The organism is Streptomyces sp. NPDC054796, from assembly GCF_053611545.1.
This window is the reverse complement of the sequence record NZ_JBSHAO010000035.1, coordinates 35,631-57,367: the sequence shown is the minus strand read 5'-3', so window position 1 is coordinate 57,367 and position 21,737 is coordinate 35,631. Positions and strand designations below refer to the sequence as shown.

16 protein-coding genes and 1 pseudogene are annotated in these 21,737 nt (G+C 72.8%); 6 read left to right on the top strand and 11 right to left on the bottom strand.

Annotated features, from left to right (window positions below; translation table 11 throughout):
* Positions 1–26: 26 nt before the first annotated feature.
* Together ACWGJ2_RS26215 and lepA are read right to left on the bottom strand one after the other, a co-directional pair.
* Entirely contained in the window at positions 27–1,928 is a 1,902-nt protein-coding gene (locus ACWGJ2_RS26215) for an AMP-dependent synthetase/ligase (protein ID WP_453348683.1), read from the bottom strand.
* 290 nt (positions 1,929–2,218) lie between these two features.
* A complete protein-coding gene (gene lepA, locus ACWGJ2_RS26210; protein WP_453348682.1) occupies positions 2,219–4,084 on the bottom strand; it encodes a translation elongation factor 4 in 1,866 nt (621 codons plus the stop codon).
* Between the two features lie 234 nt (positions 4,085–4,318).
* Between lepA and rpsT the strand changes: the two genes are divergently transcribed.
* A complete protein-coding gene (rpsT, locus tag ACWGJ2_RS26205; protein ID WP_453348681.1) occupies positions 4,319–4,585 on the top strand; it encodes a 30S ribosomal protein S20 in 267 nt (88 codons plus the stop codon).
* Positions 4,586–5,426: 841 nt separating this feature from the next.
* Here the strand turns inward: rpsT and holA are convergent.
* Positions 5,427–6,425, bottom strand: a complete 999-nt coding sequence (holA, locus tag ACWGJ2_RS26200; RefSeq protein ID WP_453348680.1) for a DNA polymerase III subunit delta — start codon at positions 6,423–6,425, stop codon at positions 5,427–5,429.
* A gap of 110 nt (positions 6,426–6,535) precedes the next feature.
* Between holA and ACWGJ2_RS26195 the strand changes: the two genes are divergently transcribed.
* The 3 genes from ACWGJ2_RS26195 (at position 6,536) to ACWGJ2_RS26185 (ending at position 9,113) form a co-directional block, all read left to right on the top strand.
* The gene (locus tag ACWGJ2_RS26195; protein WP_453348679.1) at positions 6,536–6,781 is read left to right on the top strand and encodes a hypothetical protein; all 246 of its coding nucleotides are present in this window, start codon (positions 6,536–6,538) and stop codon (positions 6,779–6,781) included.
* Between the two features lie 154 nt (positions 6,782–6,935).
* On the top strand, positions 6,936–8,465 hold the full coding sequence (locus tag ACWGJ2_RS26190) for a substrate-binding domain-containing protein (protein ID WP_453348678.1): 1,530 nt from the start codon (positions 6,936–6,938) through the stop codon (positions 8,463–8,465).
* A 93-nt stretch (positions 8,466–8,558) separates the two neighbouring features.
* Positions 8,559–9,113, top strand: a complete 555-nt coding sequence (locus ACWGJ2_RS26185; protein ID WP_453348677.1) for a MarR family winged helix-turn-helix transcriptional regulator — start codon at positions 8,559–8,561, stop codon at positions 9,111–9,113.
* Between the two features lie 27 nt (positions 9,114–9,140).
* Here ACWGJ2_RS26185 and ACWGJ2_RS26180 read toward each other — a convergent pair whose 3' ends face one another.
* Entirely contained in the window at positions 9,141–12,425 is a 3,285-nt protein-coding gene (locus tag ACWGJ2_RS26180; RefSeq protein ID WP_453348676.1) for a carboxyl transferase domain-containing protein, read from the bottom strand.
* 73 nt (positions 12,426–12,498) lie between these two features.
* Between ACWGJ2_RS26180 and ACWGJ2_RS26175 the strand changes: the two genes are divergently transcribed.
* Together ACWGJ2_RS26175 and ACWGJ2_RS26170 are read left to right on the top strand one after the other, a co-directional pair.
* Positions 12,499–13,299, top strand: a complete 801-nt coding sequence (locus ACWGJ2_RS26175; protein WP_453348675.1) for a TetR/AcrR family transcriptional regulator — start codon at positions 12,499–12,501, stop codon at positions 13,297–13,299.
* Positions 13,268–15,046, top strand: coding sequence for an AMP-binding protein (locus ACWGJ2_RS26170; protein ID WP_453348674.1), 1,779 nt, complete (start codon positions 13,268–13,270; stop codon positions 15,044–15,046). Before ACWGJ2_RS26175 ends, ACWGJ2_RS26170 begins: the two co-directional genes overlap by 32 nt.
* Positions 15,047–15,056: 10 nt before the next feature.
* On the opposite strand, the gene ACWGJ2_RS26165 is transcribed toward ACWGJ2_RS26170, so the two are convergent.
* From ACWGJ2_RS26165 to ACWGJ2_RS26135, 7 genes and pseudogenes are all read right to left on the bottom strand, one after another.
* On the bottom strand, positions 15,057–16,070 hold the full coding sequence (locus ACWGJ2_RS26165; RefSeq protein WP_453348673.1) for a Rieske 2Fe-2S domain-containing protein: 1,014 nt from the start codon (positions 16,068–16,070) through the stop codon (positions 15,057–15,059).
* A 5-nt stretch (positions 16,071–16,075) separates the two neighbouring features.
* The gene (locus ACWGJ2_RS26160) at positions 16,076–16,315 is read right to left on the bottom strand and encodes a recombinase-like helix-turn-helix domain-containing protein (protein WP_453348672.1); all 240 of its coding nucleotides are present in this window, start codon (positions 16,313–16,315) and stop codon (positions 16,076–16,078) included.
* A gap of 60 nt (positions 16,316–16,375) precedes the next feature.
* Positions 16,376–17,404, bottom strand: a complete 1,029-nt coding sequence (locus tag ACWGJ2_RS26155) for a PDR/VanB family oxidoreductase (RefSeq protein WP_453348671.1) — start codon at positions 17,402–17,404, stop codon at positions 16,376–16,378.
* Between the two features lie 115 nt (positions 17,405–17,519).
* Positions 17,520–19,400 (bottom strand): annotated as a pseudogene (locus tag ACWGJ2_RS26150) (thiamine pyrophosphate-binding protein); the annotation flags it as partial.
* A 90-nt stretch (positions 19,401–19,490) separates the two neighbouring features.
* Positions 19,491–20,279, bottom strand: a complete 789-nt coding sequence (locus ACWGJ2_RS26145; protein WP_453348670.1) for an SDR family oxidoreductase — start codon at positions 20,277–20,279, stop codon at positions 19,491–19,493.
* A gap of 85 nt (positions 20,280–20,364) precedes the next feature.
* Complete coding sequence (locus tag ACWGJ2_RS26140; RefSeq protein WP_453348669.1) at positions 20,365–21,213, bottom strand: SDR family oxidoreductase; 849 nt, start codon at positions 21,211–21,213, stop codon at positions 20,365–20,367.
* Positions 21,213–21,734 carry a cupin domain-containing protein gene (locus tag ACWGJ2_RS26135; RefSeq protein WP_453348668.1) on the bottom strand — a complete coding sequence of 174 codons (522 nt, stop codon included), beginning with the start codon at positions 21,732–21,734 and terminating at the stop codon, positions 21,213–21,215. Before ACWGJ2_RS26135 ends, ACWGJ2_RS26140 begins: the two co-directional genes overlap by 1 nt.
* Between the last annotated feature and the right edge of the window lie 3 nt (positions 21,735–21,737).

Sequence of the window (21,737 nt, the reverse complement as noted above, 5' to 3'; positions counted from 1 at the left end):
GTCGTGCGGCGCCCAGGACGACCGCGCTACGCCTCGCGCGTGCCCGCGTACATCTCCTCGATCAGGGCGCTGTACTCGCGCTCCACGACCGGCCGCTTGAGCTTGAGGCTGGGCGTCAGCTCCCCGTGCTCGATGTCCAGATCGCGCGGCAGCACGCGGAACTTCTTCACGGTCTGCCAGCGCTGGAGCGTGGCGTTGAGCTGCTCCACGTACTCGTCCATCAGCTCCCGCACCTGCTCCGAGAGGACGACCTCCTCGTACGGCTTGCCCTTCAGCCCCTCCTGGTCGGCGGCCCAGGCCATGAGGGAGGGCTCGTCGAGGGCGATCAGCGCGGTGCAGAAGTTGCGGTCGGCGCCGTGCACCAGGATGTTGGAGACGTAGGGGCACAGCGCCTTGAACTGGCCCTCGACCTCGGCGGGCGCGATGTACTTGCCGCCCGAGGTCTTGATCAGGTCCTTCTTGCGGTCGGTGATGCGCAGATAGCCGTCGTCCGACAGCTCGCCGATGTCGCCGGTGTGGAACCAGCCGTCGTCCTCCAGGACCTCGGCCGTCTTCTCCGGCAGCCCGTGGTAGCCCTGCATGATGCCGGGGCCACGCAGCAGGATCTCGCCGTCCTCCGCGATGCGCACCTCGGTCCCGGGCAGCGGCTTGCCGACGGTGCCCGTGCGGTACGCCTCGCCGGGGTTCACGAAGCTGGCGGCGCTGGACTCCGTCAGGCCGTAGCCCTCCAGGATGTGCACTCCGGCGCCCGCGAAGAAGTAGCCGATGTCCGGGGCCAGCGCGGCGGATCCCGAGACGCAGGCCCGCAACTGCCCGCCGAACGCCTCGCGGAGCTTGGCGTAGACGAGGCGGTCGGCGACCGCGTGCTTGGCCTTGAGCCCGGCGGGGGCCGTCCTGCTGCCGGTGCGGCGGAAGTTGTCCTGGGTGACCTTCGCGTACTCGCGGGCGACGCCTGCGGCCCACTGGAAGATCTTGTACTTGGCGGTGCCGCCCGCCTTCGCCTTGGCGGCCACGCCGTTGTAGACCTTCTCGAATATCCGCGGCACGGCGGCCATGTAGGTCGGCCGGACGACGGGGAGATTCTCGATGATCTTGTCGATGCGCCCGTCCACTGCGGTGACGTGGCCGACCTCGATCTGTCCGGCCGTGAGCACCTTCCCGAAGACGTGCGCGAGCGGCAGCCACAGGTACTGCACGTCCTCGCTGGTCACCAGCTCGGACTGCGCTATGGCCTTGGCCATGTAGGACCAGCAGTCGTGCGGGAGACGGACGCCCTTGGGCTTGCCCGTGGTGCCGGAGGTGTAGATGAGGGTGGCGAGCTGGTCGGCGCGGAGCGTGCGCACCGTGTCGCTGACCGCGTCGGGGTTCTTCTCCAGATACGCGTCACCGCGCCGCATCAGCTCGGCGAGGGAGAGCACCCAGCCCTCCGGATCGCCGTGCTGCGGACCCGCCGCGTCCAGATCGCCCTCCTCGATGAGGACGACGTGGTCGAGGCGGGGCAGCTCGGAGCGGTGCTCGCGGACCTTGGCCAACTGGGTGGCGTCCTCGGCGATCAGGACGCGGCTCTCGGAGTCGGCGAGGATGAAGGCCGTCTCCCCGGTGTTCGTGCTGGGGTAGACGGTGGTGGTGGCCGCGCCCGCGCAGAGTATCCCCAGGTCCGAGAGGATCCAGTCGACGCGGGTGCCGGAGGCGATCGCGACCCGCTCCTCCGGGCGCACGCCCAGGTCCATCAGCCCGGCCGCGATGGCGAAGACCCGACGGGCCGCCTCGCTCCAGGTGTACGAGTGCCATTCGTCGGGGCCCTCGCCCGAGGCGGGCGGTACCGGATACCGGTACGCCGGCGCTTCCGGGGTGGCCTCGACCCTCTCCAGGAAGAGTGTCGCCACGGAGGGCGGCCGGTTCTCGATCAGGGATTGTGTGTCGCTCACGACATCCTCCGGGGCCCAGCACCTTTGCTTGGTGACTTGCTTGGTGACTCACGAGTAACTATGGAGCAGCGTCAGCCTAGAGGCCGTTGCCCCTTCACGTAAGGGGGCTGCTGAGGGTGAAACTCCGATCACCGCCCGATCGTCACAGGGCCACCACGCACCGTTTCCGCCCGTGCCCACCCGGGCCCGCCCGTACCGGCCCGGAACGGAGAACGGGCGGCGCGACGGTCCGTGACCGCCGTGCCGCCCGTCGCCCCTCGGCTCTGGTGCCTGCTTCTCGGCTCTGGTGCTTACTTCTTGGCCTTGGCGTCGCCGCCGTCGTCGGTGGAGAGCGCCGCGATGAAGGCTTCCTGCGGGACCTCGACCCGGCCCACGACCTTCATCCGCTTCTTGCCCTCCTTCTGCTTCTCCAGCAGCTTCCGCTTACGGGAGATGTCACCGCCGTAGCACTTCGCCAGGACGTCCTTGCGGATCGCGCGGACGGTCTCGCGGGCGATGATGCGGGCGCCCACGGCGGCCTGGATGGGCACCTCGAACTGCTGCCTCGGGATCAGCTCGCGCAGCTTGTTGGCCATCCGGGTGCCGTACGCGTACGCCTTGTCCTTGTGGACGATCGCGGAGAAGGCGTCCACCTTGTCGCCCTGGAGCAGGATGTCGACCTTGACGAGATCGGCGCTCTGCTCGCCCGTCGGCTCGTAGTCCAGGGAGGCGTAGCCGCGCGTCTTGGACTTCAGCGCGTCGAAGAAGTCGAAGACGATCTCGGCGAGCGGCAGCGTGTAGCGCAGCTCGACGCGGTCCTCGGAGAGGTAGTCCATGCCCTGGAGGTTGCCGCGACGGGTCTGGCACAGCTCCATGATCGCGCCGACGAACTCGCTGGGCGCGATGAGGGTGCTGCGGACCATCGGCTCGTGGACCGTGTCCACCTTGCCCGTCGGGAACTCGCTGGGGTTGGTGACGACGTGCTCGGAGCCGTCCTCCATCTCGACGCGGTAGACCACGTTCGGCGCGGTGGCGATCAGGTCCAGGCCGAACTCGCGCTCCAGCCGCTCCCTGATCACCTCCAGGTGCAGCAGCCCCAGGAAGCCCACGCGGAAGCCGAAGCCGAGCGCGGCCGAGGTCTCCGGCTCGTAGGTGAGCGCCGCGTCGTTCAGCAGCAGCTTGTCCAGCGCGTCGCGCAGCTCCGGGTAGTCGGAGCCGTCCAGCGGATACAGCCCCGAGAAGACCATCGGCTTGGGGTCCTTGTAACCCGGCAGCGGGTTCTCGGCGCCCTTGGCGAGGCGGGTGACGGTGTCGCCGACCTTGGACTGGCGCACGTCCTTCACGCCGGTGATCAGATAGCCGACCTCGCCCACGCTGAGCCCCTCGACAGGGGTCATCTCCGGGGAGTTGGTGCCGATCTCCAGCAGCTCGTGGGTGGCACCCGTGGACATCATCTTGATGCGCTCACGCTTGCTGAGCATGCCGTCGACGACCTTCACGTACGTGACCACGCCGCGGTACGCGTCGTAGACCGAGTCGAAGATCATCGCGCGGGCCGGCGCGTCCGCGACGCCCTCCGGGTGCGGGACCTGCCTGACGACCTCGTCCAGCAGCTCCCGCACGCCCTCGCCGGTCTTCGCCGAGACCTTCAGCACGTCCTCGGGCTCGCAGCCGATGAGGTGCGCCAGCTCGGCCGCGAACTTCTCGGGCTGCGCCGCGGGCAGGTCGATCTTGTTGAGGACCGGGATGATTGTGAGGTCGTGCTCCATCGCCAGGTAGAGGTTGGCGAGAGTCTGCGCCTCGATGCCCTGCGCCGCGTCCACCAGCAGGATGCAGCCCTCGCACGCGGCGAGGGAACGGGACACCTCGTAGGTGAAGTCGACGTGGCCCGGGGTGTCGATCATGTTCAGGACGTGCGGCACGTCCTTGCCGTCCGAGGGCGCCCAGGGCATCCGCACCGCCTGGGACTTGATCGTGATGCCGCGCTCACGCTCGATGTCCATACGGTCGAGGTACTGGGCACGCATCTGCCGCTCCTCGACGATCCCGGTGAGCTGGAGCATCCGGTCGGCGAGCGTCGACTTTCCGTGGTCGATGTGCGCGATGATGCAGAAGTTACGGATCAACGCCGGGTCGGTACGGCTCGGCTCCGGCACGTTCGAAGGGGTCGCGGGCACGCAAGGTCCTGTCGGGTCTGTCGGGTCTTCGGCTGGAAGCGCGGGCGCTCCTGGATCGCTGGTCGCTCCCATGGTCCCATGCGCGAGGGCCTCCGACCGGATTGGGAGGGCCAGCGGGCCTGCTGGTAGCCTGGCTCACTGTGCCTTGTGCCCCCTGGACTGGATCGACACCTGATCAGCTCCGGAAGCGGAAGGCACGAAACGGAATTACACCGAACCTGTAAAGGCTCTTTCGTGGCGAACATCAAGTCCCAGATCAAGCGGATCAAGACCAACGAGAAGGCGCGCCAGCGCAACAAGGCGGTCAAGTCCGAGCTGAAGACGGCGATCCGTCGTACCCGCGAGGCCGTCGCCGCCGGTGACCTGGCCAAGGCCACCGAGGCGCAGCGCGTCGCGGCCAAGAAGCTCGACAAGGCCGCCAGCAAGGGTGTTCTGCACAAGAACAACGCCGCCAACAAGAAGGCGGCCCTGGCGCAGAAGGTCTCCTCCCTCAAGGGCTGACCCGCGTAACGGATCCCCCGGGATCCGGTCGGTACGACCACGGGCGGGCCCTCTCACTCCGCTCCGTACCGGCCGCTTGACGATGTGCACACACCGCACGCGGCCTGCGTTCGCCACGCGGGTGCGGTGGATCGCTTCGCGATCACTTGAAACGAAGCCGAAGGCCCCGGTGGCCGCCTTTCCCCAGGCGCCGCCGGGGCCTTCGCCTTGCCCGGGGTGGCCCCTGGGCTGCCCCGGGCGCCCCTCCGATGCGGGGCGGCGGTGGCCCGCCCCTTCTCCCCGCCGCGACGGCGCGCGGCCGCGGCACCTCTGCGATGCCGGGTGCCTCCCGGGCACGGGGCGGCTGCCCCGAGGCCCCTGCGTCGCCGGGCCCGGCGTACGAGGCGGCACGGGCCCGCCCCCTCTTGCCCCCACCCGGAGGGTCCGGCGGCACGAAGATCACCCGCACCCGGCGCCGACGCCACCGGCCGAGGCCGGACCCGCACCGCCGGAGCGCGCCGTCCCGCATCCCACCATCGCGGCGGAAAGAGGGTGGCCCGGCCACCTCAGCGGGAAGAGAACGACGCGCCGCCGCAGCGCGAAGCGCCGCACCACCGGCCGACGCCGGACCCGCACCGCCGGACCACGCCATCCCGCGTCTCGCCGTCGCGGCGGAAAGAGGGTGGCCCGGCCACCGCAGCGGGAGGAAGGGTGCCGTCGCGGCGGGCAGAGTGTGGCCCGGTCGCCTCAGTGGAAAGTGGTGACCCGGCCGTCACGGCGCAGGGCGTCGGGCGCGAGTCGGCGCGGGCCGGCGGGCGGGGGACGGCGCCAGCCATACCGCGAAAGGCGCCCCGTAGGGGCGTCAGCGGGAGCGGGCGGCGCGGGCGATGGTGATGACGGCCTGTTCCAGGGCGTACTCCGGATCGTCGCCGCCGCCCTTCACCGCCGCGTCGGCGGCGGCGACGGCCCGCAGGGCCGTCGAGACGCCGTCCCCCGACCAGCCCCGCATCTGCTGCCGCACGCGGTCGATCTTCCAGGGCGGCATCCCCAGCTCCCGCGCGAGATCCCCGGGCCTGGCCCCACGCGGCGCCGAGGCCAGCTTCCCGATGGCGCGGACGCCCTGGGCCAGCGCGCTGGTGACCAGCACAGGGGCCACCCCCGTCGCCAGCGCCCAGCGCAGCGTCTCCAACGCCTCGGCGGCGCGGCCCTCGACCGCGCGGTCGGCGACGGTGAAGCTCGACGCCTCGGCACGGCCCGTGTAGTAACGGGCGACGACCGCCTCGTCGATCGTGCCCTCGACGTCCGCCGTGAGCTGCGTACAGGCCGAGGCCAGCTCGCGCAGATCGCTGCCGATGGCGTCCACGAGGGCCTGGCACGCCTCGGGGCTCGCGGAGCGGCCGAGGCCGCGGAACTCGGACCGTACGAACGCGAGGCGGTCAGCGGGCTTGGTCATCTTCGGGCAGGCGACCTCGCGCGCCCCCGCCTTGCGGGCCGCGTCCAGCAGGCCCTTGCCCTTGGCGCCCCCCGCGTGCAGCAGGACGAGGTGGATCTCCTCGACGGGCGAGGCGATGTACGCCTTGACGTCCTTGACGCTGTCCGCCGACAGGTCCTGCGCGTTCCGCACGACGAGGACCTTGCGCTCGGCGAAGAGCGACGGGCTCGTCAGCTCGGCGAGGGTGCCGGGCTGGAGGTCGCTGGAGGCGAGATCGCGCACGTCCGTGTCCGCGTCGTCGGCGCGGGCCGCCTCGACGATCTGCCGCACGGCGCGGTCGAGCAGCAGCTCCTCCTGCCCCACCGCGAGCGTCAGGGGCGCGAGCGGGTCGTCGGTCTGCTTCTTGCGGGGTGTCTCACGGCTGGCCATCGCGCTCCAGCATCCCACGCCCCGCTGACAGTCCCCGCTGACCGCCCCGGCGCCCCTGCCGGACCCGCCCCCTCCCCGCCCCGGCGCACCGCTTCACGGAGAATGCCGGGGTGACTGACGTACGACACATTCTGGTGCTGCCCGACCGTGAAGCGGCGGAGGAGGTCGCCGAGGCGGTGGTGGACACGCTCGGTGCCCCCGAGGAGCCGCAGGTGATCCGTGAGGCGCTGGCGGGCGAGGACGACGCGGAGGACGCGCAGTGGCTGGTGGTGCTGGAGGGACCCGAGGGGCGCTACGAGCCGTCGGCCCTGGACGCGCTCGCGGCGGAGCACGAAGGCTGGCTGGAAAAGGACTGACTCCCATCCGCCCCCGGAGGCCGCCGCTCCACCCCGGAGGCACCCCCTCCGCCCACGCCCCCGCTGAACACCGGGCGAACATCCGACGACGGCTCCGGGACACGCCCCACAGCACCGCCCCGTACACGCACACTTGACCGCACATTCCGGTCAGATGTGCGAAACAGCGGGGGCGATGACCATGGAGTGGCTGGACTGGCTGAGCCCGGAGAACGTGCTGGCCGCGCTCGGTGTGCTGGGGACCGTCGGCGTGCTCGCCTACGAGCGGCTGATGCCGGGCCTCAAGCGCATCGGCTACCGCGTCCAGATGGACACGCTCATCGGCGGGGACGCGCAGAACGGGCAGGCGGACGTGCGGCTCGGGCTCTTCGGGGAGGCCCCGGAGATGTCGGACGCGTCGCTGGTGCTGCTGCGCATCGAGAACGACGGGCTGCGCGCCGTCGGCACCGAGGACTACACCTCACGCGAACTGAGCGGCCTCACCGTCACGTTCACCGAGCGCACGGTGACGGGGGTCGCGGTCACCGAGCCCAGTTCGCCGCACCTCATGTCGCACTTCAGCCCCCGCGCGGGGCTGCGGCACGACTCCAACGTCATCCACGTGCCCAAGGTCCCCCTCAACAGGGGCGAGAGCTACAAGCTGCTGGTGCTCCTGACCGGCTCCGGCGTCGGCCGCTCCGTCACCGTGAACGGCGGGCTCAGGGAAGGCGCCGTCAAGCGGAACCGGAGGCAGCCGCGCCCCAGCAACCGGGTGCTGGGCCTCGTCGCGTTCCTCGCGCTGCTGCTCGTCGCCGAGCCGGTCGTGCTGACGCTGGGCGACCGCACGCTGCCGCCCGTCGGCTGCGCCGAGGGCGCGCTGACCGTCACCGGGTCCACGGCGTTCGCGCCGGTGCTGGAGGAGGTGGGCACCGCGTACGAGAAGGAGTGCGCGGGCGCGACGGTCACCGTCGACGCGCGGGGCACCGGCACCGGGCTCTGGGCGCTGGACGAGGCGGGCAAGAAGGCGAAGGGCGGCGCGCCCGCGCACGTCACGCTCTCGGACGGCGCCAAGCCGGACAGCTTCCCGAAGCTGCGGGAGCGCTATGTGGCCGTGTCCGTCTTCACGCTGGTGGTGAACGAGCGGGCCCGCGTGAAGGACCTGTCCCTGGAGGAGGTCCGGCGCATCTACCGGGGCGACATCGTCAACTGGAAGGAGGTCGGCGGAGCCGATCTGCCGGTCCGGCTGGTCAGCCGTGACGCGGACTCCGGGACGCGCGAGGTCTTCCAGCGGCGGGTGCTCGACGGCAACGAGCCCCCGCACACGGCCAGGGACTGCGTGCACAAGGACGACCCAGGGGCGCGCGTGACGCGGTGCGAACTCAACAGCACCGAGCGGGTGCTGAGCACCGTCGCGGATGTGCCCGGCGCGCTCGGGTACTCCGAGCTGCGGGCAGCGGACCAGCTCAAGGGCATGCGCCGGGTGAGCCTCGACGGGCGTGCCCCGTCCCCCGAGTCCGTCGCCGAGAAGCGGTACCCGTACCACGAGACGGAGTACGCCTACACCTACGGGCAGCCGCCCGCCGACTCGCTCGCGTCCAGCTTCCTCGACTTCCTCATCAACGGCAGCGGCCAGAACATCGTCGCCACCCACGGGCATCTGCCGTGCGCGGCGCCGCCGAACATGGAGCTGTGCCGCAGGTCATGAGGGTCCGGGCATGTGGGTCATGTCGGTATCTCTTCAGGGCTAAGATTTCTTCCGGACGGAGTGCTGCCGCCTGCCGCAGGGAGGAACGACCGAATGGCCCAGAAGAGGACCGCGTCCGCGCGCCAGGACGCCGTGGCGTCCATCATCGAGGACTGGCGACGCGAACGGCCCGAACTGGACACCGCGCCGCTGGAGGTCTTCGCGCGCCTGCACCGGACGTTTCTGCGCTACCAGTCCCAGATCTCCAAACCGCTGGAGGAGTACGGGCTCTCCATGGCGGGCTTCGACGTGATGACGGCCCTGCGCAGGGCTGGTGCGCCGTACCGCCGTACGGCGGGTGAGCTGGCGGACTCCGGGCTGATCAGCTCGGCCGGGGTGACGCTGCGCATCGACCGGCTGGAGAAGGACGGCCTGATCGTGCGCGAGCGCGGGCCCGAGGACCGGCGCGTCGTGCACTCCCGGCTCAGCGAAGAGGGCCTGGAGCGCATCGACGGCCTCTTCGCCGAGCACCTGGAGAACGAGCGCCGCATGCTCGCCGGGCTCAGCCCGGCCGAGTGCCGTCAACTGGCGCGGCTGCTGGGGAAGCTGGAGCGTTCGCTGGAGGACGCGGAGGCGGCGGAGGCCGCAGGGGCTTCCGGGGAGGAGTGAGCCCGGCGGCCCGCAGGCGCTGCGCGCTCACCATGTGTCGACGTACGGGCGGCGCCGCTCGCTTTCCGGCACCGGGCCCGGGGTGTCGCGGAAGGCGGCGGTGATCAGGGCGCGGCTGTCGGCCGGGTCGATGACGTCGTCGATCTCCATGACCGTCGCCGCGTTGAGCGCCTTGCCCCGCTCGTACAGCTCGTCCACCCGCGCCTGGAAGGCGCGCTCGCGCTCGACGGGGTCTGCGACGGCCTCCAGTTCGCGCCGGAAGCCGAGCCGGACGGCGCCCTCCAGGCCCATCGCGCCGATCTCGCCGCTCGGCCAGGCGGCCGTGGCGACCGGCGCGTGCGTGTTGCCGCCGAGCATGGCCATCGCGCCGAGCCCGTACGCCTTGCGCAGGATCAGCGCGCAGACCGGGACCGACAGGTTGGCGCCCGTCACGAAGAGCCGGGAGAAGTGGCGGACGGTGGCAGTGCGTTCCGCTTCTGGGCCGACCATGAAGCCGGGGGTGTCGCAGAGCGAGACGACGGGCAGCCCGAACGCGTCGCACAACTGGAGGAAGCGGGCTGCCTTGTCGGCGGCCTCGCTGTCGATGGCGCCGCCCAGGTGCCCCGGGTTGTTGGCGAGGAGGCCCATGGGGCGGCCCTCGACGCGGATCAGCGCCGTGACCACGCCGGTGCCGAAGCCGCCGCGCAGCTCCAGCACCGAGCCGCTGTCGGCCAGGCCCGCGACGGCGCCCCGTATGTCGTAGGCGCGGCGGCGGTTCTCCGGGACGACGTGCCGCAGCAGCCGCTGGTCGGGGGCCTGCCAGTCGGCGACGGGGCCCTGGAAGTAGGAGAGGTAGCGGCGGGCGAGGCGTACCGCGTCGGCGTCGTCCTCGGCGCACAGGTCCACGACCCCATTGGCCACCTGCACGTCCCTGGGGCCGACCTCCCCTGGCCGGTACGTGCCCAGGCCCCCGCCCTCGATCATCGCGGGGCCGCCCATGCCGATGCTGGCCTCGGGCGTCGCGATCACCACGTCGCAGCAGCCGAGCAGCGCCGCGTTGCCCGCGAAGCAGTAGCCGGAGGCGACGCCGACGAGGGGGACGAGGCCGCTGAGCCGCCCCATCTGCCGGAACGTGCCGACGTCGAGCCCGGCGACGGACGGGGAGTCCGTGTCCCCTGGACGGCCTCCGCCGCCCTCGGCGAACAGCACCACGGGGGCGCGGCGGCGCTCGGCGATCTCCAGCATCCGGTCGGTCTTGCGGTGGTTCATATGGCCCTGGGTTCCGGCGAGGACCGTGTAGTCGTACGTCAGGGCCACGCAGTCGGCGCGTCCGGGTCCTACGGTGTCCGCGTTGACGGTGCACGTCCCGGCGACCATACCGTCGCCCGGAGTCTGCGCGATCAGTTCCTCCAGGCTGCGACGGCGGCGTTGCGCGGCGAGCGCGAGGGCGCCGTACTCGGTGAAGCTGCCCTCGTCGCACAGGTCGGCGAGGTTCTCGCGGGCCGTGCGACGGCCGCGCTTCCTGCGCGCGGCGACGGCTTCGGGGCGCGCGGCGTCGAGCCCGACCGCGTGGCGGGCGCGTACCTCGGCGAGGTCGGCGCGCACGGCGTCGGGGTCGGCCTCCTCGGCGGGGGCCTGCGTCGCGGTGTCGCCCTCGGCGGGGTCGAGGAGCAGCATGGGGCGGCCCTCGGCGAGGGTGTCCCCGACGGCGACGGGCACGGCGCGCACGGTTCCGGCGGCCGGGGCCCGCACCACGTGTTCCATCTTCATCGCTTCGAGGACGGCGAGCTGCTGCCCGGCCCGTACGGTGTCGCCCGGCGCCGCGTCCAGGGAGACGACGGTGCCGCTCATGGGGGCGAGGGCTGCGCGGGTGCCGTCGGGGGTTTCGGCGGGGATGCCGTTCAGGGGTTCGGTGGGAGCGCCGGAGTCCGTTTCGGGTGCGGGCTCCGGGAAGCGGTCGGCGAAGGACGTGTCGGTGCCGCCCGCGAGGAAGCCGGGGTCGGCGAGGAGCGCGCCGAGCAGGGGTGCGGAGGTGCGGACGCCCTCGATGCGGAACTCCGCGAGCGCGCGCCGCGCCCGTTCCGCCGCCGTGCCGAAGCCGGGGGCGCGCACGACGAGCTTGGCGAGAAGCGGATCGTAGGCCGTGCCGACCTCGCCGCCCGCGCGCACAGCGCTGTCCACCCGCACCCCGGGCCCCGCGGGCGGCTCGAAGCGGGTGAGGGTGCCCGTCGACGCGGCGTTGACCCGCGCCTGGAGTGCGTATCCGCGCGGGCGCGGCGGCGTGTCCAGGCCGAGCCCGGCGAGGTCTTCGCCCGCGGCCAGCGCGAACTGGAGGGCCACGAGGTCGAGTCCGGTGATCTCCTCCGTGACGGTGTGCTCGACCTGGAGCCTGGGGTTGGCCTCCATGAAGTGGAACGTGCCGTCGGCGACGAGGAATTCGATGGTGCCGAGTCCGGTGCAGCCCACGGCGGAGGCCATCCGTACGGCGGCGTCCAGCAGTTGCCCGCGCAGTTCCCCGTCCAGCGCGGGCGCCGGCGCGATCTCGATGAGCTTCTGGTGGCGCCGCTGGACGCTGCAATCGCGCTCCCACAGGTGGGTGACCGCGCCTTGCGCGTCCCCGGCGATCTGGACCTCGATGTGCCGGGCCCCGGTGAGCAGTCGCTCGACGTACAGCTCGCCGCGTCCGAAGGACTGGAGAGCTTCGGAGGCGCAGCGTTCCCACGCCTCGGCGAGCGCGTCGGGCCCGCTCGGCGTTGACGCGTCGGGCCCGCCGCCCTCGGGTGACGCCTCGGGCTCGTCGGGCCCGTGCCCGGCGCGTACCTGGCGCATGCCCCGGCCGCCGCCTCCGGCCAGCGCCTTCACCATCAGCGCGCCGTCCGGGCCCAGCCCCTCCAGGAAGGCGCGGGCCTCGTCCAGGGTGGTGGCGCCCGTGGTGCCGGGCAGCACGGGAACGCCCAGCTCAGCGGCGAGCGCGCGGGCACGGCCCTTGTCGCCGAGGAGGTCCAGCACCTCGGGGCGCGGCCCGACGAACGTCAGCCCGTCGGCGGCGCAGCGCCTGGCGAAGTCGGCGCTCTCGCTGAGGAAGCCCCAGCCGGGGTGGACGAGATCGCAGCCGGTGCGGCGGGCGATGCCGAGCAGTGCGTCGATGTCGAGGTAGCCGCGTGCGCCCTCGGAGGTGAGCGGGTGCGCCTCGTCGGCGAGCCGCGTGTGCGGCGCTCCCGCCTCGTCGGGGGTGTGGACGGCGACGGTGCGCATGCCCGCCTCGGCTGCGGCGCGCAGCACCCGTACGGCGGCGGCCCCGCGGTTGGCGACGAGCACGGCCGGTTCTCCCATGAGTCCCTCCACGGCGCGGTGTTGGCGCCGCCATCGTCATTGACACTGGCGTCAACGTCAATATGCTCGCGACGTGGCACCACGACAGCGGCAGGCGCAAGCCCAGGCGGCACAGCAGACACGGCAGACACGGCAGACGCGGCAGGCACGGCAGCCGTGGGCGGCGAGGACGGAACGCGACCGTACGGAGGCGCACACCCGGGCCCTCCTCCTGGAGGCGGCCGAGCGGGTCTTCGCGCGGCGCGGCTACGGGCGTACGACGGTCGCCGACATCGCGGCCGAGGCCGACGTCTCCCGCGCGGGCTTCTACGTCTACTTCGCCTCGAAGGCCGAGGTCTTCCGGGTGCTCGCGGGGCGGGTGCGGGACGCCTTCCTCGCGGCGCAGGAGGTGCCAGGGACCGATCCGGACGACCCGCACGCGGTGGCCCGCGACTCCGTCGGCGCCTTCATCGCCGCCTACGCCGCGCACCTGCCGCTGCTCGCGCTCTTCGAGCAGCAGGCGCTCGCCGACGAGGAGGTGGCCCGGCTGTGGTCCGAGATCCACCGCCGCCCGCTGCACCGGCACGCGAAGTACGTGCGGCGGCTGGCCGAGGCGGGTCTCGCCGACCCGGTCGTGGAGCCCCTGGCACTGGCGCGCGCCGTGGGCGCCATGTCCACCCAGAGCGCGCGCCTGGTCGCGGAGGACCCGGGCGCGTACGAGGCCGCCGTGCGGGACGTCACGACGATGTACCTGCACCTGCTCCGGGTCACGGAGGACACCGCCGCGCAAGGAACCGCCGCACCAGGAACCGTCACGTCAGGCACTGTCACGCCACGAGCCCGAGCCGAGAGCGAGCCGCCCGATGCCGATGACCCAGGATCAGCCCGCGGTTGAGGAGTATCTGACCGAACTGCGCCGTCGCCAGGACCGGATACGCCCCGACGTCCTCCCCGACCGGCCCCGCTACCCGCTGGGCGAGCTGTCGCTCCCCGCCCACGTCGCGCACTGGGCGGCCCGCGACCCCGACCGTGCCGCCGTCGTCTTCTACGGTGCCGAGACCAGCTACGCCGAACTGGACGAGGCGTCCGACAGGCTCGCGGGCCGGCTGGAGAGCGCGGGTGTCGGGCCCGGCGACCGGGTGGGGGTGCATCTGCCCAACTGCCCGCAGTTCCTCGTGGCGTTCCTCGCCGTGCTGCGGCTCGGCGCGGTGCACGTCCCCGTCAACCCGCTCTTCCGCGCCGCCGAGCTGCGGCACGAACTGCGGGACGCGGCGCCCGGCGTGGTGATCACCCTGGACACGCTGGCGCCCGCGCTGCTGGAGGTGCGCGCGCAGACGCCCGTACGGGAGGTCCTGGTCACCTCACTCGCCGAAGCCCTCCCCGTCGAACCGACGCTTCCGCTGCCGCCGCAGCCCTCCGAGGGGACGGTGGCGCCGGTTCCGTCGCGCTGGGCGCAGGCGCTGGCGCATCCTCGGCTGGGGCGTACGGCGGACGACCTCGACGCGCTGGCCGCGCTCAACTACACGGGCGGCACCACCGGACTGCCCAAGGGCTGCGAGCACACGCAGCGCCACATGCTCTACACGGCCGCCGCCGTCTGGGCGGGCTCCGGATGCGCGGACGGCGAGCCGCTGAACGTGCTCTGCTATCTGCCGGTGTTCTGGATCGCGGGCGAGAATCTGGGCATCCTCGCCCCGCTCGTCAGCGGCGGCACGAGCGTGCTGCTCTCGCGCTGGGACCCGGAGGCGGTGCTGCTGGGCGTCGAGCGCTACGGCGTCTCCGTGCTCACCGGCACCGTCGAGAACTACCAGGAGCTGCTGGACCACCCCGCGTTCGCGGAACGCGACCTGTCCAGCCTCACAGGGCCGACCGTCATCTCCTTCATCCGCAAGCTCACCCCGGAGCTGCGGCGCCGGTGGCGGGAGGCGGTGGGCGAGGGGAGCGTGCTGCGCGAGGCGTCGTACGGGATGACCGAGACGCACACCAGCGACACCCTCACCCTCGGCTTCCAGGACGACGACCGCGATCTGCGCACGGAGCCCGTCTTCTGCGGGCTGCCCGTCCCCGGCACCGACATCATGGTCGTCGGCTTCGGCACGGGCGAGCCCCTCCCGCTGGGCGAGCAGGGCGAGATCGTGCTGCGCGGCCCCTCGCTGCTGACCGGCTACTGGCGGCAGCCCGAGGCCACCGCGCTCGCGCTGCGCGACGGGTGGCTGCACACCGGGGACATCGGGATGCTGGACGAGGACGGCTGTCTGCACTACCTCGGGCGCGCGAAGGACATGATCAAGGTCAGCGGGATGAGCGTCTTCCCGTCCGAGGTCGAGGCGCTGCTGGGGCAGCACGAGGACGTGGTGGCCGCCGCTGTCGTCGCCGTCGAGGACGCGGAGCGCGGCCAGTCGCCGTACGCCTTCGTCCGGGTCCGGGCCGGTGCCGCCGTCACGGCGGAGGGGCTGCGGGCGTGGGCGCGGGAGAACATGGCGGTCTACAAGGTGCCGGTGATCGAGCTGGTCGACGGCTTCCCGCTGACCACCACCGGCAAGATCCGCAAGGTGGAACTGGCGGAACGGGCGGCGGGGGCGGTGGGTTCGGTGGAGGCGGCGGGCCCGGATCCGGACGTGAGGGGGGCGGCCCGCCGCTGAGCCGGTGCCCTCACGCCAGGGCGGCCGCCTGCTTCTCCGCCTCCGCGCGGTACAGGCGGCGCAGCCGTACGACGCCCAGATCGTGCTGGTAGAGGTTCTCCGCCTGGTCGGCGTCGAACGGCATCCTCTCCAGCATGGTGCGGTCCTGCTCCAGCACCTCCCAGTGCCGTTTCTCGATCAGGGTGCGGTAGAGGAAGCGCCAGGTGTCGCGCTCCCAGCCCGCCACGCGCCGGTAGCGCCAGAAGAAGACGCCGCTGCGCCGCTCGTCGACGGGGCAGATCATGCCGACGATCCCGAAAGGTCCGCCGGGCCCGGCCGACGGCGGGTACGGGATGGACAGGTCCACCCAGTCCACTCCCGTACGGCACAGCTCCACCCAGTCGAAGTTGACGCCGCGCTGGTCGGTCTTCTCGAAGAAGTAGCCGCGGTCGGTCTCGCGGATGCGGAACTTGGCCGTCGTGTCCCCGTCGTACATCGTGTGCGACTCGTGGTGCAGGAATGCGCCGTGCATCGGGTCGAGCAGGTTCTCCATGCCGTAGCGCCACGGGGCGTCCCACTCCGCGTAGCAGAGGAAGGCGGACACGTCCGGGTCCGTGAGCGGTTCGGGGAGGGTCAGTTCGCAGGGCTCGGGGTGCTGTGCGTCGCCGAAGTACGCCAGGATCGCGCCGCTCACCTCGCGCACGGGCGGGCTCTTGACGAGCTGCTTGCCCTCCAGGTTGCAGCCGGGCAGCCCCGGCACGGAGGTGACGGTGCCACCGCCGTCGACCTCGACGCCGTGGTACCAGCAGGCGATCCGGTCGCCGAGGTGCTTGCCCAGCGAGAGCGGCGCGCCCCGGTGGGGGCACCGGTCGGCGAGCATGTGGAGGGTGCCGTCGGCCCTGCGGAAGAGCAGCCACGTCTCACCGAGCGCGGTGACGCGGCGCATGCCGCCCGGCGCGACGAAGTGGGAGGGGACTACGGGGTGCCACTGGTTGCGCAGCCCTGTGGCGTAGATGTGCTCGGCGGTCTCTTTTGTTGAGGTCATCGGGGTCACGCTCCCAGGCGGTGCATCTCGTCGCGGAAGGTCTGCTCGGTCCAGGGGTTGCCGTCGGGGGCGTGGACCTGACGTGCGTTGAGGCCGCTCACCACGGAGGCGAGGTCGTGCCCCACCGTGGTGAAGACCTCTTCGAGGGTGGCGGCGAGCCGGTACTCGTACGGGGTCGGCTCGTGGGTGCGGGACTGGTGCACCTCCAGGTAGCGCGGGGCGCTCGGGTCGCTCGTGGTGTCCATGTCGTCGGCTCCGATTCAGCGGGTTCGGGTTCCGGGGGTTCGCGTTCCGGGGGGTTCGGGTCACAGGTCGAGGACGAGGCGGCCCGAGGAACAGCGCGAGACGCAGATCATCATCGACTCGCCCGAGGCGTGTTCGGCCTCGCTGAGCACGTAGTCGCGGTGGTCGGGGGTGCCGTCGAGGACGCGGGTCTCGCAGGTGCCGCAGATGCCGTCGCGGCAGGAGCTGGGCACGGAGACGCCCACGCTCTCGACGGCGTCGATGACACTGGTGCCGCTCCCCACCCGCACGGTGCGGCCCGAGCGGCGGCACTCCACCTCGAACTCCGCGTCCGCGCCCCCCTCGTCGTCGGGGCTGTCCCGGCCGTCACGGCGCGCGGCCGGTGCGGCGAACCGCTCCACGCGCAGCCGGTCCGCGATCCCGAGCGCGGCGCACCGCTCCTCGGCAGCGGCGAGCAGCGGTTCGGGGCCGCAGCAGTAGACGAGGGTGCCGTCGCCCGGCGCGTCGAGCCCGGTGAGCGCTGCCTCCAGGTCGATGTGGCCGCGCTCGTCCTGAGGGTGGAGCAGCACCTCACCGGCCGGCTCGGCCGGCCCGGACTGTTGCGCCAGCCAGGCGAGTTCCGCGCCGAAGGCCATCGCGTCGCGGCACCGGCCGCCGTGCACGAGCCGCCACGGGATGCCCTGGCGTGCGGCCTCGCGCACCATGGGCAGGAGCGGGGTGATGCCGATGCCGCCCGCGAGGAAGAGGTAGCGCTCGGCCGGGACCATGCGGAAGTGGTTGCGGGGGCCGCGTACGGTGACCGTCGCGCCCGGCCGCAGCGCGGTGTGCACGTAGCGCGAACCGCCGCGCGAGGAGGGCTCGTCGAGCACGCCGATCCGGTATCTGCCACTGTCCCTCGGGTCGCCGCACAGGCTGTACTGGCGGGTGTGCTCCCCCGCGACGAGGTCGAGATGCGCTCCGGGTTCCCATGCGGGCAGGGGCTTGCCCTCGGGGTGGGTCAGCTCGACGGACAGGACGCCGTCGGCCTCCCAGGTCATCCGGTGCACGAGCAGGTCGAGGCACGGTTCCTGCTCTTCACGGGCCGTGGTCATGGCGTCGGCCTCCTCACGGGGTCGGAGTCGGGGTCGGGGTCGGAGTCGGGGGTTCGGGAGAGGGGGCGGGTCCCGGAGCGGGGGCGGGTCCCGGAGCGGGGGTGCGGGCGGCGTCGGGGATCTTGACGGGCGGGGTGAACGGGGTCTTCATGGGCCCCAGCGCCGTCAGGTCCACCTCCACGAGGACGGGTCCGTCGGCCGCCGTCGCCTCGGCGAGCACGGGGCCCGCCTCGTCCTCGGCCGCGATCCGCGCGTACGGGATGCCGCACGCCCGTGCCAGCAGCGCGAAGTCGGGGGTGGCCAGATCGACTCCCGAGCGCCTGTCGCAGTAGCGGTCCTGCATGTTGCGCAGCACGCCGTAGCCGCCGTCGTTGAAGACGAGGAGGGTGAGGCGGGGCGCCGCCTGCGCGAGGGTGAGCAGTTCGCCGAGGTGCACGGCGAGCCCGCCGTCGCCCGCCATGACGACGGTGGGTGTGCCGGGGCGGGCCAGCGCCGCGCCGATGCCCATGCCGAGGCCCTGGCCTATGCCGCCGCCGCGCGGGAAGAGGTTGTCGCGCGGGTCGTAGATCTCCAGCAGGCGGTTGCCCCAACTGCTGGACGGGATGGTGACGTCCCGCGCGATCACCGCGTCGCGCGGCAGCGCGGCACGGAGCGCCGCGCACACGGCGGCCTGGGGGCCGATGCCGTCGCGGAGCGCCGCGCGTACGTCGGCGCGTACGGAGGCGACCCGGGCGCTCCACTCCGACGACGACGGCGAGGAGCGCGGCATCCGGGCTGCGGCCTCGCGGGGGCCCAGCCTGGCCAGGAGTCCGGCGAGGACGTCCGGGGCGTGGCCGTGCAGGGTGTGGGCCGCCGGGTAGACGCGGCCGAGCGCGGCGGCGTCGATGTCGGTCTGGATGTGCGCCTCGGGGAGGCGGAGGCCGTAGTCGGCGGTCTCGTTGGAGCGGAAGTGGGTGCCGATGGAGAGCAGTACGTCGGCGTCCGCGAGGAGGGCGCGTGCGGCTGGGGTCGTCGCGAAGTTGCCGATCACGCGCGGGTCGTCCTCGGGCACGCTGCCGCGCCCGGAGTTGCTGGTCAGCAGCCCGGCGCCGGTGCGCTCCAGGAGCGCGGCCAGCTCGGCCCGCGCGCGGGTGGCGCCGCCGCCCGCCCAGACGAGGGGACGGCGCGCGGAGGCCAGCAGCCCGGCCGCCGCGTCGAGCTGGGCCTCGGTGGGGCGCGGGAGGGGGCAGGGCAGCGGGCGGGGGCGTGCGACGGGGACGCGGGGCCGCTCGGGGGCGCCGGGCGTCTCGGATGCGGCGGGTGCGGCGGGCGTGCCGGGTTCGACGGGCGTGCCGGGTTCGACGGGGGTGCCGCGCTCGGTGGAGTCGGCGTCACCGGCGGATTCGAGCAGCGCCTCCAGCTCGCGGAGTTCCGTGAGGTCGTGGGGGAGGTCGTGGGGCGCGTACTGGAGGTCGATCGGCCACTCGACGCTCGCGGGCCCGCCCGGCTCTGTCAGCGCGTGCCGCGCCGCACCGCACAGGACGCGGGCCGCGTCGGCTGTGCCGGTGACCGTCGCCGCGTGGACCGAGACCGCGCGCAGCATGCCGAGCTGGTCCTTGGTCTCGTGGATGAAGCCGCGCCCCCGGCCGAGGTGTTCGCTGTCGATCTGCCCGGTGACGTGCAGGACGCTGGCGCCGGAGCTGAGGGCCTCGATCAGCGACCCGGCGGCGTTGCCCGCGCCCGTACCCGTGCTGGTGAGGGCGCATCCGATGCCGCCGCGCGCCCGTCCGTACGCGTCGGCCGCGCTGACCGCCGTGGCCTCATGGCGTACCGGTACGAAGCGCAGCTCGCGGTCCACAGCCTCGACGAGGGGCAGGTTGTGGACGCTGACGATACCGAAGACCGTATCGATCCCGAGGGACCGGAGGAGCCCGACGAGGAGGTCCCCGCCGTTGGCGGGCCGCCCTGGCGGCGGAGGCGAGGAGGGGGGCGGGGGCGGGGGCTGCTGTGGGTTCATGGTGAACGCTCCTGGCTGGACCGGCTCGACGGGCCGGACTGGCGCGGTGGGGTCGTCGGGGCGACGGGGTGGGATCGGCGGGGTGCGTCGTCAGGCGATGCCGCGGCCTATGCCGCCGCAGACGTCGACGCTGGTGCCGGTGATGTACGAGGCGCGCGGCGAGAGGAGCCCGACGATCGCGTAGGCCACCTCCTCCGCCCTGCCGAGCCTGCCGAGCGCGATGCCCCGGTCCTCGGCAAGCTCGCGCTGCCACTCCTCGTAGCCGAGCGCGCTGCCGGACGCCGCGTAACGGCGGGCCCACTGGCCGGTGTCGACCAGGCCGAGGCAGACGGAGTTGACCCGGATGCCGTCGCGCGCGAGTTCGGTGGCGAGGGACTTGGAGAGGTTGAGGATGCCCGCGCGGGCCGCGCTGGTGGTGATCAGGCGGGGCTCGGGCTGCTTGGCGAGCACCGCGTTGACGTTGACGACGGCGGCGGCGTCCGAGGCGCGGAGCAGCTCGCGGATGGCGTGCAGAGGGTTGAGCACGCCCGCGAACTTCAGCTCCAGCTCGTCGCGCCAGTCCGCCTCCGTCGTGTCGTCGAGGCCCTTCATGCGCGACTGGCCCGCGTTGTTGACGAGGCCGTCCAGCCCGCCGAAGTGCGCGCCGACGCGGGAGGCGAACGCGTGGACGGCGTCCGCGTCCCGTACGTCGCACACCCCCGTCAGCAGCCGGTCCCGCGCCGCGCCGAGACCGGCAGCCGCCTTGGCGAGGCGGTCCGCGTCCCGGCCGCAGGCCGCCACGCGCGCGCCCTCTCCGAGGAGCGCCGAGACCGTGGCCAGGCCGACGCCCGAGCTGCCGCCGGTGACGAGTACGGTGCGGTCGGCGAGGCCGAGGTCCATGACGGTTTCTCCTTGGGAGGGTGGTGTGGGCGGGGCGGGGAGCGGGGAGGGCGACCGTACGGTCGGCACGTCGGCGATCAGGCCGTCAGTGCATGGTGAAGCCGCCGTTGACGGCGATGACCTGGCCCGTGAGGTAGCGCGACTCCTCGCCGAGCAGGAACGCGATCATCCCCGTGAGGTCATCGGGCCGCTGCGCCCTGGACACGGCGCGGTTGAGCCGGTACAGCTCGTGCCGCTCCGCCGGAACGCGCTCCGTCGACTCGCCCTCCGTGATACCGGGCGCCACGGCGTTGACGGTGACGCCCTTGTCGCCCGTCTCGCGCGCCATCGCCCTGGTGAGGGAGATGACCGCGCCCTTGGAGGCGATGTAGTGCGCGAGCCGTGGCGAACCGTAGAGCGCCGCGTCCGAGGCGAGGTTGACGATGCGGCCACTGCCCGACGCGACGAGCGCGGGCAGCAGCGCGCGGGCCACGAGCCAGGGGCCGCGCGCGTTGACCGTCATGATGCGGTCCCACTCGTCGACGCCGATGTCCTGGAACTCCTTGCCGCCGACCGCGTCCGCGAGGCCCGCGTTGTTCACGAGGCCGTGCAGGGCGCCGCCGCCGAGCGCGGCGGCCTCGTCCGCCATGGCCGCGACGGAGGCGGGGTCCGCGACGTCGGCCCGTACGAAGTGGGCCTCCGTCCCCTCGGAACGCAGCAGCGCGACGGCCTTCTCGCCCCGCTCCTCGTCCAGTTCGGCGACGACGACGCGGAAGCCGTCCGCGCCGGCGCGGCGGGCCGTGGCCAGTCCGAGGCCACGGCCGGCGCCGGTGACGACGACGGTGCGGGGTCCGTCCACGCGGGAGCGCCCCGCATGGGTGTCAGGGGCGGCGTCCGGCACGGAGCCCTGGGTGGTGTCCGGTGCGGAGCCCTGGCCGGTGTCCGGGGTGGTCATCAGTCGCGGGTCACGCCGTGCATCGGCGAGTGCTCGGGGTACGTCGGGACCTGCGGCTTCTGCGTACCGATGATCACGCAGAACAGGGCGTCGGTGTCTCCCTCGTTCTTGAGGCTGCGTGCCACGCCCGCCGGGACGACGATCATGTCGCGGTAGCCGAGGGTGCGGTACTCCGCCTCGTCCTCGCCCCGGTGGATGCCGACGCGGACCTTGCCCTCCAGCACGAAGAAGGCTTCCTCGACGTCGTGGTGCGTGTGCTCGGGGCCCTCGGCGCCGGGCGGCAGCAGCATGTTGGAGAAGGTGAAGCCGCCCGAGGGCAGGATGCGGTTGTCGCCCTCGTGGTTGCCGGTGGCGCCGGAGCCGACGTAGCGGATCTGGGCCCTGCGGTACTGGTCGCCCGCCTTGGCCTGGAAGGCGAGGGTGTTCCAGTCGGGCTCGCGGGAGTCCTTGGTGGCGATGAGACCGTCGGTGTACTTGGCGAGGTCGCCGCCGTTGTCGTACTCGGTGGTGGTGAGAGGCATGGT